We start from the raw sequence: 14762 nt of genomic DNA, 5'->3' as shown, positions 1-14762 counted from the left end.
GTGCACAATAAAGCTCCTCGCAACGGCCCGCGTCTCCGGCCCACCGTGCTGCCAAAACGGTTTCTAGCTAGTCTCGCTCGCTGGCGCCCTGGGCGGATAGCGCGCAATACCGCGCACGCGAGCACGTGGAATTTGGTGCGGGTTGCCCTGCAGGCGCTGAACTTGATGGTCCTGACTCGAATACTAGGCGCGGAAGGCTACGGCTCACTCGCAGGATCGGTCGCGCTGTTCATGACCTGCGGACAATTCACCGGTTTGGGCAGTGGAGTAGCCTTCGTCCGGCATGGCGTACGCGGCGGCGAACTGTGTGGCAGGCTCGCAGCCACCGAACGCGCCTACTTGCTGAGTGGACTCTTGTTGTTCGCCTTGGTGTGGCCATTTTCGGTTGTCCTGCTCGGGGCAATCGTGCCATTAGGTGCGCTAGCTTGTCTCGCTGCAGCCGAAGTACTGATCGCCCCGGCGTTGCAGCCGCTGGTCTATCGCTATATGGCCGAAGAGCGGATATTTTTGTCGAGCACGATCGGCACACTTGCGCCTGTCTCACGATTGGCAGCTGCGGTTTTCGCTCTATGGTTCGGCTTACACGATGTTTCCTCGTTCGCGCAGCTTTATGTGGCCTGGATCATCGTCATTACCGGAATCACCCTGTATGTGGCGTGGCCGCGCCGCGGTGATTTGAAGTCCTCGTCCTCGATTAGCGACACGCTCCGAGAAGGGCTGCCCTATGCCGTCAGTAGTGTGGCGCTTACTGCAGGTAATGAGCTGGACAAGACGATTCTTTTGCGCCTAGCCGGCGACGCGGCGACGGGACCCTATGCCGCTGCATACCGTATTGTGATGGCGGCGACCCTGCCGGTGAATGGCCTGGTCCTTGCTGCCGCGCCGCGGCTATTTCGAATCGCCGACGTGCGAACCGACCGCTTGATTAGCGTCATGCTGACCGCCGTGTTTGTTTATGCGCTTGTCGCAGCATCCCTACTCTGGTTGCTTGCACCTCTCGCGCCGTGGTTATTCGGGAAAGGTTTTGCACATGTGCAACCTCTGTTGCATTGGATGTGCCCGATCGTCATCACCAGTTGCCTGCGCCAATTTGTAACTGCCCTGCTGACCACAGGGGACTTGCAGAAAAGCCGCAACTTAATCGAGATCGGCGGAGTATGCATTTCGTTTCTGCTACTAGTGCTGCTCATTCCGCAATGGGGTGCCTACGGGGCGATCATTGCTGTGGCATGCGGCGATCTTTGGGTCATTTCATTGGGGACTACATGCATCATGTTGAAACGTTTTCTCCGCCCCTCGGCCAATAGAATTAGCGCCCTTAAAAAGTTTCTACGCCGATTGGTTGAATACCGCGGGACCGGCAATTGGATTTACACCGAGCGAGTTCTAGCCTGGACTTCCGAACAAGCCATTGTTGACCAGTTCAATTTAGGCATGCGGCTCTTTTGTCACTACGTGCGTCTATACAATCGATACGTCGGCACCAAAACTATAATTTTTGGTCATGGCGTTTACAAATTTTTGCAATTTTGGAATCGAGGTGGAGTTGCACGACTTATAATCCGAGGACATCCAGCTTGGCTCGATCTCGAAGATCCTGGGGCTTTGTATGCGATCCAAGAACTGAGCCAAGGATCCACCCTCTCGTCACTGATTGAAACGTTGTCTGTTAATGCGGACTTGTTCATCGATGTCGGCGCCAACCAAGGAGCCTTTACTGCGATTGCCAGCCGTCGATTGCACGCTGCTGCCGAGATCATTGCAATCGAACCACAGCCGAAATTGGCCGAGTGTATTGAGCGTACCTTGCAAGAGACGCGGCAAGGAAAATGGAGGGTTTTGCAGGTCGCCGTTGCAGACAACGCTACGACCATGAAAATGGTAGTGCCTGACGAAAATCTAGGCGAAGCTCATTTGTTACCAGCCAATTCTGCGAATATGGCCGCCGCATTGACGACTCCCGTTGCTATGCTGGATGAACTTCTGGGCACGACAGTTGCAGAATGCAGGGCTGTCGTCAAAATGGATATCGAGGGTGCCGAGATTGCCGCTTTGCGAGGTGGTCGCAGATTTTTCAATCTCTGCAAGCCCACCTTGATTATGGAAATCAATCCCATAGCGTTGGGGCGGTACGGCCATTCAGTAGCCGATCTCGCTCAAGTGCTCAGTGAACTCGGCTATCGTTTTTGGAGCTACTGTAGCGAACCATATAAATACGAACCTTTGGAGCGCCTGCCAGAGTGTTACTGCGACATCGTCCTGTACGCTGCCAAGGCTGCAGAATGAGCGAACATATCGCCATTTTTCTGCCGTCACTCGACGGCGGCGGAGCCGAACGAGTGATGTTGGCATTGGCCGATCGATTCGTCTCCCGCGGCCTGCGTTGCGATCTTGTTATAGCGATCGACAAGGGACAGTTACTCGATTGCGTACCACCCGGCGTGCGTTTGATTAAGCTTCACAAGCACAAGACCCTTAGGGCAGTGTTCGCCTTGGCACGCTATCTACGCTGCGAGCGCCCGGATGCACTCCTCGCAACGGTTTTCACCGCCAATATCTGTGCATTGCTCGCGGCGATGCTAGCCTTGACTGACACTCGAGTAGTGACCTGCGAGGCCAGTCTCACGGAATTCGACATGCAGTCGAGCAAGCGATGGCAGACTACAGCAAACAGATTGGCTGCTGGACTACTCTATCGCAGAGCGGACGAGGTAATTGCAATTTCCAATGGCGTGCGTCAAAGCCTGCTAAAAAATAGATTGGTTGCGCCATCGCGCGTGCATGTTGTTCATAACCCCTTACCCTTTTTCGTATCGCCTTCGGAACGTATACGAGCAAAGATCAAACCCTTGGTACTCGCGTGTGGGCGACTCGAACCACAAAAAGATCATGCCACACTGCTGCGCGCCTTTGCCAACGCCCGCAAACATCTCGATGCGAGACTCGTGGTTCTCGGTGAAGGCTCGCTACTCCAAGCGCTGCAGTTCCAAACGAAGGAACTCGACATTGAAGATGATGTAACTTTTATTGGATTCATCCCCGACCCTCAACGCTATATGCTCGAAGCCTCCGCTTTCGTGCACACCGCCCGCTATGAAGGATTCGGTATCGTTTTACTTGAAGCCCTTGCCTGCGGCTGTCCCATCATCGCCACAGACTGCCCCGGCGGGGTGCGCGAAGTACTGGCAGACGGCAAATATGGCACACTTGTGCCGGTCGGTGATGATCAAGCGCTCGCCGCTGCAATCGAGCAGATACTTACAGGAAAAGTGCAGTTTCCGGATGCGGGCGATTACCTGCGTCAATTCGATATCGATCGGGTTGCAGAAAAATACCTGTCAGTGCTTTTTCCTCAAACTTCGAACCCTATCTGACACTTTGGGTAATTGCCGGTCTTTCCGATCGTGCCTCAGCTCCTTCACTCCTCCCACAACGTTCGACACGTGTCACGACTTCCGACTGTGAACATTGAGCCAGCCAACTACCGATGCCCCGATTCTGGTGCGTCACTTGTACTGGTGGACGACGAGTTGATTACCCTGGACGGAAGGAAGTTTTGCATTGTTAATGGCATTCCCAGGTTCGTTCCGAGGGAGAACTACGCGAATGCGTTCGGCGAGCAATGGAACCGATTTCCAAAAACGCAACTTGACTCGCACACCGGCCTGCCCCTGTCAGAAAACCGGCTGGCGAGATGCATGCGTGGCCGCCTTACGCAGATTTCAGGCAAACGCGTTCTTGAGGCTGGGTCCGGAGCCGGGAGATTTACTGAAATATTACTAAAGTACGGCGCAGTTGTTGATTCGTTTGATTACTCTAATGCTGTCGAAGCCAATGCGGTCAATAACGGCACATCTGTCCATCTCACGCTTGCTCAGGCAGACATTCGGAAACCGCCTTTCCCACACGAAAGCTACGACTTCGTTGTGTGCCTTGGAGTCATACAACACACCCCCAATCCGGAAGAGAGCATTCGATCTCTCTGGCGGATGCTGAAGCCAGGCGGCGCACTCATCATCGATCATTACCGTTGGAAGCTGAGGAACTTTCTACCACCGCCTGTCGGTGTGGGAGGCAATGCCTACCGCCACTACTTCCTCAGACTACCGAAAGACCGTCAGTTTGCCGCGGTCAAGCGAGTATTCGACTTCTGGTTCCCGCTTATCTGGAGATTCCGCAAGTCCCGCATATTTCAAACCTTAGTCGCCAGACTCAACCCTATAGTCAACTACTATCCGCACTTCGGCCTGCGAGACCGTGACATGTACTACGAATGGATGCTGCTCGATACACACGATGCAATGACCGACGTATACAAGCATCGTCGCACACCCTCATCCGTCCAAAGCACCCTGCAGACACTTGGCGCAACGAATATCATCGTCAGCACTGGCGGGAACGGTGTCGAGGCTTATTGCGAAAAACCTGCGGCTCGGACAGCGACAAGCTGATGTGCGGAATTGCTGGCCTGCTTGATCATTCCGATGCCTCGCTGCAGGTGTTGTCGCGAATGCTCGATCGCCTCAAGCATCGAGGACCCGATGACTTCGGGACATGGGGCGACCGAGACAGCGGCATCGCACTCGGCCATCGTCGCCTGTCTATCATCGACCTGAGCTCGGCCGGCCATCAGCCGATGATATCCGCCAGTGGACGTTTCGTGTTGATCTACAACGGCGAGATCTATAACTTCATCGCACTGCGATCGGAGCTTGAAAAATCCGGGACGCCAACGTGGCGAGGGCGTTCTGATACCGAAGTACTGTTGGCCGCATTCGAAGCCTGGGGAGTAAATGGGGCAATCAAACGTTGCAACGGCATGTTCGCGTTGGCTCTATGGGATAGAGATGCCCGCACGTTGACCCTTGCGCGCGACCGGATGGGCGAGAAACCTCTCTATTTCGGCTGGATAGCAGGCCGCTTCGCATTCGCCTCAGAGATGAAAGCGCTGGATCGGGTGCCGGGTTGGTCGCCGCGGATGAACGGGCCGATGATTGCTTCCTTTCTGCGTACAGGTTACGTGCAAGGCCCCGAATCGGCAGTCGAGGGTATCTTTAGGTTGCCGCCGGGCACCTTGCTTCAATTGACGCTTGAGGAGATGCAACAATCTCGCGATTGGGCATGGCTCGAACCGAAAACCAACCATTACTGGTCGCTCGCGGAAGCGGCGAGCGCCGGCCAGGAAGAGCTACTGACCGATGCCGATGGTGCTGCGAAACTGCTTGAGCCGCTACTGCGCGAAGCGGTGGCACTGCGCATGGTCGCGGACGTTCCTCTGGGCGTATTTCTTTCCGGCGGTATCGATTCCAGCTTGGTGACCGCTTTGATGCAGGCGCAAAGTGCACGCCCGGTGCGCAGCTTCAGCATCGGCTTCAATGAACCAGGCTACGACGAAGCTCCGTTTGCTCTCGCCGTCGCGCGACACCTGGGCACAGACCACACCGAGTTGTATGTGGATGCAGCAGCGGCGCTGAAACTGATACCAAATTTGGCGGAGACGTTCGATGAGCCATTCGCCGATCACTCACAGCTGCCGACGTTGCTGGTTTCGGAATTGACACGCAAGCATGTAACGGTGGCCCTGACAGGCGACGGCGGTGATGAGCTATTCGCTGGATACCAGCGTTATTTTGCAATCCTCGAGCTGCAACGCTTCCTCGGACACTTGTCGCCGAAGCTGCACCGAAGCTTGGCCGCACTATTTAGGCTTTCGGCCAAACTGCTCTCGCCGTTATCGCGAAGCGGTCACGCGATCGGTTCGTGGTCATTTCGCCTGTCACGGCTCTCTGAACGCCTTTCTACGGTCGATCTCGACGCAATGCGTTTGTCGTTCATCGGCGGCGCCGGCAATTCCCGGCTGCTACGTGGGCCTTCCGCCGCAGCAATACACTACGATCAGCCACCGTCGAAAATACACGAACCACTGCGTCGCTTGATGTATGGCGATCAGAATGACTATTTGGTCGACGACATTCTGCACAAAGTTGACCGGGCGTCGATGGCGTATGGCCTCGAGACTAGGGTACCGCTGCTCGATCATCGGATTGTCGAACTTTCCTGGCAGTTGGCACCGACGCTGCTGATCCACCACGGTCACGGCAAACTTTTGTTGCGCCGTGTGCTGGAACAATATGTGCCACGCGCGCTGTTCGAGCGACCCAAACAAGGCTTTGCACCGCCAATGGATGCTTGGCTGCGCGGGCCGTTGCGTGAGTGGGCCGAATCCCGGTTATCTCAGGATTCGTTACGTGAGCTGCCGATGCTCGATTCGGTCGCGGTACGCGCGATATGGAACGCACACTGCCGACGAGACGCTAACGCTGGGTATGTGATCTGGAATGTTCTGATGCTCGCAGACTGGCGCGAGCGTTTCAGGGCGAGGTGCTAGTGCGCATTTTGGTACTCTCCGATCTCCCGCAGTTCGTCACCGGCGGCGCGGAAAAGCAGGCCGCGAACCTGATCGAAGCCTGGCTAGATGCTGGTCACGATGTAGCCTGCTTCGGGCGCCGCATGGGTGCTGACGCAGTGCAGATCGGCCGGCATTGCGTTCCTGTGCGCCGGATCCATACGATTCAGTGGCTCGGCCGCTGGATGCGTGCAGTGAGCTATTTTGTTTCGCTGAGCATCTTGTTGCTGCGCGACCGGTGGCGATTCGATGTGATATATACACGCTTCCTCGGCGAGGCTGCCGCAACGGCGGCCGTACTCAAACGCCTCGGGCTTCTGCGTGCAATTCTGGTTTCGACGCCCGCCAACACCGGCGGTCGGGGCGATGCGAATTTTCTGCTGACCGTTCCATTTCAGAACTTGCTCGTACGCCTGCTCGATAGGCAATGCGGCGCCATAAATTTGATCGCGCCTGCCATGGCGGACGAACTTCGCAATGTCGGTTTCTCGGGGCGCAATTTCACTTTCATACCTAACGGCGTGGCGGTCCGCACCGCACCTCTATCCGGAGACCAGCGGAACAATCGATTCATCGCAGTAGGGCGTGTAGCCAAACAAAAGGGTTACGACGTCCTGCTCGAAGCCCTGTCGCACATCGATAAACACCCGACACCATGCGTCGTACGCATCGCGGGCGATGGCCCGGAACGCGATGTGCTCTTTTCACTTGCAACCCAACTCCAAGTCTCGGATGCGATTGTCTGGCTGGGTGAACTCGACCACCCCTCGGTGCTCAATGAGCTCGATCATGCTCTTGTGTTCCTGCTGCCGTCGCGCTACGAGGGCTTGTCCAACGCGGGGCTGGAAGCGATGGAGCGTGGACTTGCCGTGATCGCTACTCGCTGTGGTGGACTCGACAGATATATCCAGGCCGACATGGGTTGGATCGTCGAGCCGGGTGATGCGCCAGCTCTCGCACGTGCACTCGGAGCGGCGATTTCCGCTACTCCGGACACGCTTGCCGAAATGGGTGCACGTTGCCGCACACTGGTACTGCAGCAATTCGACATCCGGATTGTGGCTACGCGCTACCTCGAACTGTTCAGACAACTGGCAGAACGTCGGCCTGGTCGAGTCAGGCCATGATCAGCGTGGTGATTCCTGTCTATCGTGACGCCGCAAACGGCTTGGAGCTTGCGGAAGCACTGCTGCATCAGCGATTGCCGGACAATTGCCCACTTGAAATCATCATTGTCGATGATGGCTCCGGTGATAGCACTCCCGACCTGCTGAAACAACACGAAAATAAAATTTTTCGTGTCATCGCGCTGATACACAACACAGGGCGCGCCGCCGCTCGCAACGCCGGCGCCGAGAGCGCGCAAGGAGAATATCTCGTCTTCATCGACTGCGATTGCCGCCCCATCGGCGACGATTTCCTGGTTACACATTTGCGGCGAATGAACAGCGGCTGCATCGCATCCTGTGGGCGCGTTACCGGCATCGGCAGCGGTTTCTGGACGCGCTATCAGGAGGCTGCCTCCCTACGCAGGGAACGGCAACACGCGCGTGGCGTGGTCTATTCCGGCAGTACACAAAACTTCGCCGTGCGCAGGCAGGCATTCATGCAGTTGGGGGGGTTCGACGCTCGTTACCGGGAGTACGGATTTGAAGATCGCGATTTGCTCATCCGCCTGTCCCGCCTCGGGGACATCGGCTGGTCCACTGATGCCGTTGTGCGGCATCTGGACCAACTCACACTGCCGGACGTATTGGCCAAAATGCAACAATCGGGAGGTTCGTCTGCGGCCCTTTTTTCGTGCGATCACCCCACTGCCTACAGGGCGTTAGGATACGCGGCAATCGACTCCCGATTGCATCGTTGGCTGCGTCCTTTCGAAGTGGTGTTTGGCCAGCTGCTCAGTTGCGCGAAAGTAGTCGAATTGATGCTTGATCGACCTTGGATGCCATACCCAGTTGCCAAGGCAATCGTCAAAGTACTTGGAGCACTGGCATTTGTCCGCGGAAGCGCGGACGCCGATCGCTGATCAGTCCCGCGCCTTAGCCAGCATTTCCCTGATCGACGCCCCAAAACAAGGCCACGCGAATCTGCCTGCGAACAACTTGCAGGACTCAGTCATGCTGTCGCCGTTGGCCACCGTTTCAATAATGGCATTCGCCAACTCTAAATAATTGCCGGATTCGACAAGTTGCCCGGATACCCCTTCCGCCACGGCATCGATCACCCCACCAGTCGCGAATGCGACAGTAGGTAGTCCGTGCGCAGCCGCTTCGACGGCGACCATGCCGAAGCCCTCGGGATCACCGAGGATATCGCGCACCGGGAACACATGCACATCTGCAGCACGATAAACAATTCCGAGCTGGTAATAATCGGTGATCGTTCCAAGAAAGCGCACGTTGCCGGCCACTCCCACTCGTTCTGCCGCCGCCAGGATGCTGTCCAGCGATTGTGCTTCGGCGTACAACGCGTCGACCGGCGCATCACCGACAATCAGCAGGATGACGTTAGGATATACAGCGGCAACACGTGGTAACGCATTCGTCACGAATTCGCGCAAACCCTTGCGCGTGCTAAGCCGCCCCACTGAGAGCAGTACTGGATGATCGCGCAGACCGTGCTCGGTACGAAAACGTGCGACTACATGCACATCCGGCAACGATTTTGGGACTTCGACACCCGGATGCACGATGCCGATGCGTGTTCGCTCTACACCAACTCTCTCAGCAAGCAATCCGGTTGCAAGACTATTCGCGATCACACAATCCATGCGTCGCAATGCCGGCAACCAGAGCTTTCGATAGATGGGATGCGGAACCGCGAGGTCAAGCCCGTGCACATAGGCGGCGGCACGCGTACGTGCCAAACGCGCGGTTAGCCACACTGGCAAAGCAGTCAACCCGCTGCCGGCAAGCAGCAAGTCTGGCCGCCAACGACGCGCCTCACGCCAAGCGTACCATTGTGCGTACAAAAAAAATTTCCATAGTGGGCGCAACGGTAATTCGATCACGCGCACGTCCGGCGGAGCCGTTGCCGCAGAGCCCTGCGGCGCTATTACATGTACCTCGGCATGTCTCGACAACTCGTCGGCCATATGCCAATTCAACCGTTCCATGCCACCAACGAGGGGCGGCATGTTACGGGTGACAAGCAGAATGCGTAACTTGCGCGTGTCAGTCATTTCGCCGATAGGTCAGCGAAGTAATCTGCTCAGAGATTAACCCGATCAAAAACACGATCACCGATGCCGAGAAAAGCAAAACGCTCATGTTGGTGAGACGATGGGCACTAAAATAGGTATACATATAGTGGCCGAAGCCGAGCAGAAAAAAAGCAACGCTGGCAGGAGCGAACAATTTGAGGGGCGAGTACAGCGTGGCGATCTTGAAGATAATGAGCAGGAAGCGTATGCCATCTCGTAGGGGCCTGATATGGCTTTTGCCGATGCGCTGCGCGGCCGAGATGGAGATGTAGGTCACTGCATAGGCACTTCTAAAAAACGCCATTGTGCTCGTCGTTGGATAGGAAAAACCGTTCGGCAGCAGGTGCAGAAATTCGCTGAATTTCCCTTTGCGAACTGCACGAAAACCGGAGGTGAGATCAACAACCTTGAAGCCTGTCATGCGGCTGGCGAGCCAGTTGTAGATGGTATTGGCAACGCCACGACCGACTCCCGCCTGCCCAGACCAGTCGCGTGCGCCGACGACCATATCGTAGCCTTCGTCAAGCTTCGCCAAAAGGCGCGCGACATCCGTTGGATCGTGCTGACCATCAGCGTCCATAAATACCAGCTTCTCGCCTGATGCCTCGCGCGTACCACGTTTGATTGCAGCGCCGTTGCCCATAGAATAGGGCTGAGAGAGAAGCTTGACGCCATGGGCGACACACACCTGCACGGTATCGTCCGTCGAACCGTCGTTGACGACGATGATCTCCGCCTGCGGTTGCGCGGCACGAAGTCGCGGGAGCAAATCGGCCAGAGCGGCTGATTCGTTTTTCGCGGGCAAGATGATGCTGAGCAAAATAAGCACTCCCCAAAAGGCGATCTGGCGTCGATAGTAGCGGAAACCCTGCGATCAAGCCCGAGAGGACATGGCAGATTCCCTATTCTGCGTAACGACGCACGGAACACTATAGTCCCGCCACCTTGCGCGGCTCCGGTTTGGCAGCCAAAGCGCTATACTTGGCACAGCATTTCATGGGGATAGGCATGACCACCACGATGAGCGCACCCGCAACCGCTACCGGCCCTTCGCTGGCCGGCTTGAGCGGCGTTGCCAAGCGCTTGGTCATGCAGGGCTTGCTCTCGGAGAACGACGCGCGGCGCGCCAGCGACGCGTCGATGAAGCAGAAGATTCCGGTCGCGAGTCTGCTGCTCGAGCGCAGCCTCGTCAGCAGCGCCCAGCTCGCCGTGGCCATGTCCGAGGAATTCGGCGTGCCGCTGCTCGACGCGGAAGCCATCGACCTGAACCAGGTCCCGCAAAACCTGATCAACGAGGATCTCGCCAACAAGCATCAGGTGCTGCCTATCTACCGGCGTGGCCCGCGCATATTCGTCGCAGTGGCCGATCCGACCAATACGCGCGCGCTCGACGACGTGAAGTTTCACACCAAATCGGCCGTCGACGCGGTGCTGATCGACTCGGAGCAGCTTTCGCGCCTGATCGACCAGGTCTACAGCATGGGCACGGCCGGCTTCGCCGCCCTCGACGATGCAGCAGGCGGCTTGGAGAAGATGGTCGTCGGCGACGGCGAGGAGGACACGGAAACCGGCATCGACGCGCGTGACAACAGCGACGCACCCGTCGTGAAATTCGTCAACAAGGTGCTGGTCGACGCCATCCGCCGCGGCGCCTCGGACATCCATTTCGAGCCGTTCGAAAACACCTATCGCGTGCGCTTCCGCATGGACGGCATCCTGCGTGCGGTGACCTCGCCGCCACCGCGCATGGCGACGCGTATGGCCGCTCGCCTCAAGGTGATGTCCGGCCTCGATATCTCAGAACGGCGCGTGCCACAGGACGGCCGCATCAAGCTGAACCTGTCCAAGACCAAGGCGGTGGACTTCCGCGTCAGCACCTGCCCGACGCTGTTCGGCGAGAAAGTTGTGCTGCGCATCCTGGATGCCTCTATCGCACGATTGGGCATCGACAAGCTGGGCTACGAGGACGACCAGAGGGATCTGTTCGTCGACGCGATCCGTAAGCCTTACGGCATGGTCATCGTGACCGGGCCAACCGGATCGGGCAAGACCGTTTCTCTTTACACCGCGCTCAATATCCTCAATATCGAGGAGCGCAACATTTCGACCGTGGAGGACCCGGTCGAAATTCGCTTGCAAGGCGTCAACCAGGTTCAGCAGAACGTGAAGCGCGGCATGACCTTCGCAGTCGCGCTGCGCGCCTTTATGCGCCAGGACCCAGACGTGATCATGGTTGGCGAAATCCGCGACGTCGAAACGGCGGAGATCGCGATCAAGGCGGCGCAGACCGGCCACATGGTGCTATCCACCCTGCACACAAACGATGCACCACAATCGGTCGCGCGCCTGATGAACATGGGCATTGCACCGTACAATATCACCTCGGCGCTGTCCCTCGTCGTCGCTCAGCGCCTTGCCAGGCGCCTGCACGAATGCAAGAAACCGTTGATCCTGCCGCCGGAAACGCTTCTCGCTGAGGGTTTCACGCAGGAGGATCTCACCGGCCTGCAACTGTTCGACGGCGTCGGTTGCCCCGTCTGCAACGAAGGCTACAAGGGGCGTACGGGCATCTATCAAGTGATGCCTATCAACGAGGCGATCACCAAGATCATCCTCAAGGGCGGCAACATGCTCGATATCGCCGCTGCGGCCAAGGCCTCGGGCGTGCGCGACTTACGCACCTCGGCCTTGCTCAAGGTCAAGCAGCGTGTTACCAGTTTGGCCGAAATCAACCGCGTCACGAAAGATTGAGCGCCTTCACTGTCGTTCTCGCCAGAGTCCCGCGGAAATTGAGGCTCGAAGAAGACAGCGTGTTCGTTCGAATCCGGCACAGACTGAATCCCACCCCGCTCATAAATTAGGCCCTGCCGTAATATTCTGTTGGCATTTTCTGCACTTGCGCGCATTTTTTGCGCTATTGTTAATGTACTCTTAACCCAATCCGCAGGTTGAGCACCGCCCATGGCCACAGTCGCGACGACCACCCGCAGTAAACCTAGCGCCGCCGATATTGGCCGGACACGCGCCCAGGTCAACCAAAGTCTGACGTTCGTATGGTGGGGCACCGACGGGCGCGGTAAGAAGCTCAAGGGCGAGCAGGTTGCAAAGTCCGCAGCGCTGCTCAAGGCCGAGCTGCGGCGTCAGGGCATCAACGCAACGACGATCAAGCCCAAGCCCAAGCCACTGTTCGGTGCCTCGGGGCGCACCATCAAGCCACGTGAAATCGCGGTGTTCAGCCGCCAAATCGCGGTGATGATGGCGGCTGGCGTGCCTATGGTGCAGGGCCTGGATATCTTGGCTAACGGCCAAGCCAACCCGCGCATGAAGAACATGCTGCTTGATATCAAGACCAATATCGAGGGAGGTGCCTCGCTGGCAGAATCGATGCGCAAGTACCCGGTCCAGTTCGATGAGTTGTATACGAATTTGGTCAAGGCCGGCGAAACCGCGGGCGTGCTGGATACCGTGCTCGACACCGTGGCGAGCTACAAGGAAAACATCGAAACAATCAAGGGCAAGGTCAAGAAGGCCTTGTTCTATCCGGCGGCAGTACTTGTAGTCGCCTTCATCGTTACAATGATTCTGTTGATCTTCGTCATTCCGCAATTCGAATCGGTGTTCGCCAATTTCGGCGCCAAACTGCCGGCGTTCACGCTTATGTATGTGAACCTGTCGCGCTTCGTCACTCACCATTGGCTAATCATGACCGCGATCATGGTCGGCGCGATCGTCGGTATTGTCTTCTTGTACAAGCGCTCTCCGAGGTTCGCACATTTCATCGCACGCGCCTCGCTCAAGATTCCCGTGGTCGGGCAGATCCTGACCCAATCGGCGATCGCACGCTTTGCACGTACCCTCGGCGTGACCTTCAAAGCCGGCGTGCCACTGGTCGAGGCGCTCGATTCGGTATCGACCGCGACTGGCAGCCCGATCTACAACGAGGCGGTAAAGAAGATCCGCGGCGATGTCGCGGTAGGTCATCAGTTGCAATTTGCGATGCGTCAGACCGAACTGTTCCCGAACATGGTTGTGCAGATGGTCGGCATCGGCGAAGAGGCCGGTGCGCTCGACACGATGTTGTTCAAGATCGCCGAATTCTACGAGCAGGAGGTCAACAACGCGGTCGACGCTCTGTCGAGCCTGCTCGAACCGTTTATCATGATCATCATCGGTATCATCGTCGGTGGCATGGTGATCGCGATGTATCTGCCGATCTTCCAGCTCGGCAACGTGGTCGGCTGACCCGATTCGCGCATGCAGGAATTCCTGGCGATACCCGGCGTAGCCGTGGCGCTGGCTGGCTTGCTCGGCCTGCTCGTAGGCAGCTTTCTCAATGTCGTGATCCTGCGCTTGCCAGCGCGGCTGATGCACCAGTGGCGCGAACAGAGCCGCGAGATGCTCGAGCTCGGCGGCGAAGTCGAACCCGCGCCGCCCGGGCTCGTCTGGCAGGCCTCACACTGCCCGCAATGCAAGCATGCGCTCGGCGCGCTGGAGAACATTCCGGTTGTGAGCTGGCTGGCGCTGCGCGGACGCTGCAAGCACTGCGGCACGAAGATTTCTGTGCAATATCCGCTGGTCGAGTTGTTGACCGCCGTTTGCTCAGCTCTGATTGTGTGGAAGCTCGGCGTGGGCTGGCAGGCGGCCGCGGGACTGTTGTTCACCTGGGCCCTCATCGCGCTTGCCGGCATCGATGTGCGCACTCAGTTGCTGCCCGACCAAATTACCCTGTCGCTGCTTTGGTTCGGCTTGCTGATTGCGCTCGCTCCGTTTTTCGTCGACACGTCGTCCGCGATCCTGGGCGCTGCGATCGGCTACCTTTCGCTCTGGTCAGTGTACTGGGGATTCAAATTGCTGACCGGCAAGGAAGGCATGGGCTATGGCGACTTCAAGCTGCTCGGTGCCCTCGGCGCCTGGATGGGACCGTGGGCGCTGCTGCCGATCGTGCTACTGTCCTCGCTGATCGGCGCGGTGGTCGGCGGCACGCTACTCGCGGTACAGGGCCGCGACCGCGCCACGCCGATTCCGTTCGGCCCGTTCCTCGCAGCTGCGGGCTGGGTGCAGTTCGTGCTCGGCGCCCAGATTTCAGCGCTCTGTCGGACATGGTTCGGTATATAGCAAGGGCAGCAAGACGATGCCAGGGAATTGGCTGAA

At 57.6% G+C, this 14762-nt stretch carries 11 protein-coding genes; 9 read left to right on the top strand and 2 right to left on the bottom strand.

Annotated elements, in window-relative coordinates:
• The 6 genes from F455_RS0108070 (at position 1) to F455_RS0108045 (ending at position 8435) form a co-directional block, all read left to right on the top strand.
• Positions 1-2286 (top strand): FkbM family methyltransferase, encoded by a 2286-nt coding sequence (locus tag F455_RS0108070; protein WP_083918836.1) that lies wholly within the window; start codon positions 1-3, stop codon positions 2284-2286.
• Complete coding sequence (locus F455_RS20155; protein ID WP_018972778.1) at positions 2283-3374, top strand: glycosyltransferase; 1092 nt, start codon at positions 2283-2285, stop codon at positions 3372-3374. The genes F455_RS0108070 and F455_RS20155 overlap by 4 nt, the downstream gene beginning before the upstream one ends.
• A gap of 144 nt (positions 3375-3518) precedes the next feature.
• Positions 3519-4451: a class I SAM-dependent methyltransferase gene (locus F455_RS22425; protein WP_083918835.1), complete on the top strand. Its 933-nt coding sequence runs from the start codon at positions 3519-3521 to the stop codon at positions 4449-4451.
• A complete protein-coding gene (asnB, locus tag F455_RS0108055; protein ID WP_169337307.1) occupies positions 4415-6388 on the top strand; it encodes an asparagine synthase (glutamine-hydrolyzing) in 1974 nt (657 codons plus the stop codon). The genes F455_RS22425 and asnB overlap by 37 nt, the downstream gene beginning before the upstream one ends.
• Positions 6388-7533 (top strand): glycosyltransferase family 4 protein, encoded by a 1146-nt coding sequence (locus tag F455_RS21935; protein WP_018972775.1) that lies wholly within the window; start codon positions 6388-6390, stop codon positions 7531-7533. Before asnB ends, F455_RS21935 begins: the two co-directional genes overlap by 1 nt.
• A complete protein-coding gene (locus tag F455_RS0108045; RefSeq protein WP_018972774.1) occupies positions 7530-8435 on the top strand; it encodes a glycosyltransferase family 2 protein in 906 nt (301 codons plus the stop codon). The genes F455_RS21935 and F455_RS0108045 overlap by 4 nt, the downstream gene beginning before the upstream one ends.
• On the opposite strand, the gene F455_RS0108040 is transcribed toward F455_RS0108045, so the two are convergent.
• Together F455_RS0108040 and F455_RS0108035 are read right to left on the bottom strand one after the other, a co-directional pair.
• Complete coding sequence (locus tag F455_RS0108040; protein WP_026293191.1) at positions 8436-9590, bottom strand: glycosyltransferase family 4 protein; 1155 nt, start codon at positions 9588-9590, stop codon at positions 8436-8438. It abuts the gene before it with no gap.
• Positions 9583-10431 carry a glycosyltransferase family 2 protein gene (locus tag F455_RS0108035; protein WP_018972772.1) on the bottom strand — a complete coding sequence of 283 codons (849 nt, stop codon included), beginning with the start codon at positions 10429-10431 and terminating at the stop codon, positions 9583-9585. The genes F455_RS0108040 and F455_RS0108035 overlap by 8 nt, the downstream gene beginning before the upstream one ends.
• Before the next feature lie 200 nt (positions 10432-10631).
• Here F455_RS0108035 and pilB point away from each other — a divergent pair, with 200 nt between their 5' ends.
• From pilB to F455_RS0108020, 3 genes are all read left to right on the top strand, one after another.
• The gene (gene pilB, locus F455_RS0108030) at positions 10632-12362 is read left to right on the top strand and encodes a type IV-A pilus assembly ATPase PilB (RefSeq protein WP_026293190.1); all 1731 of its coding nucleotides are present in this window, start codon (positions 10632-10634) and stop codon (positions 12360-12362) included.
• Between the two features lie 210 nt (positions 12363-12572).
• Positions 12573-13853: a type II secretion system F family protein gene (locus F455_RS0108025; protein WP_018972770.1), complete on the top strand. Its 1281-nt coding sequence runs from the start codon at positions 12573-12575 to the stop codon at positions 13851-13853.
• 12 nt (positions 13854-13865) lie between these two features.
• A complete protein-coding gene (locus F455_RS0108020) occupies positions 13866-14726 on the top strand; it encodes a prepilin peptidase (protein WP_018972769.1) in 861 nt (286 codons plus the stop codon).
• Positions 14727-14762: the final 36 nt, after the last annotated feature.

The sequence above is a fragment of the Rudaea cellulosilytica DSM 22992 genome (assembly GCF_000378125.1).
In the GTDB taxonomy this organism is placed as follows: domain Bacteria; phylum Pseudomonadota; class Gammaproteobacteria; order Xanthomonadales; family Rhodanobacteraceae; genus Rudaea; species Rudaea cellulosilytica.
The sequence above is the reverse complement of the archived record's forward strand: the minus strand, read 5'-3'. Positions and strand labels throughout refer to the sequence as shown.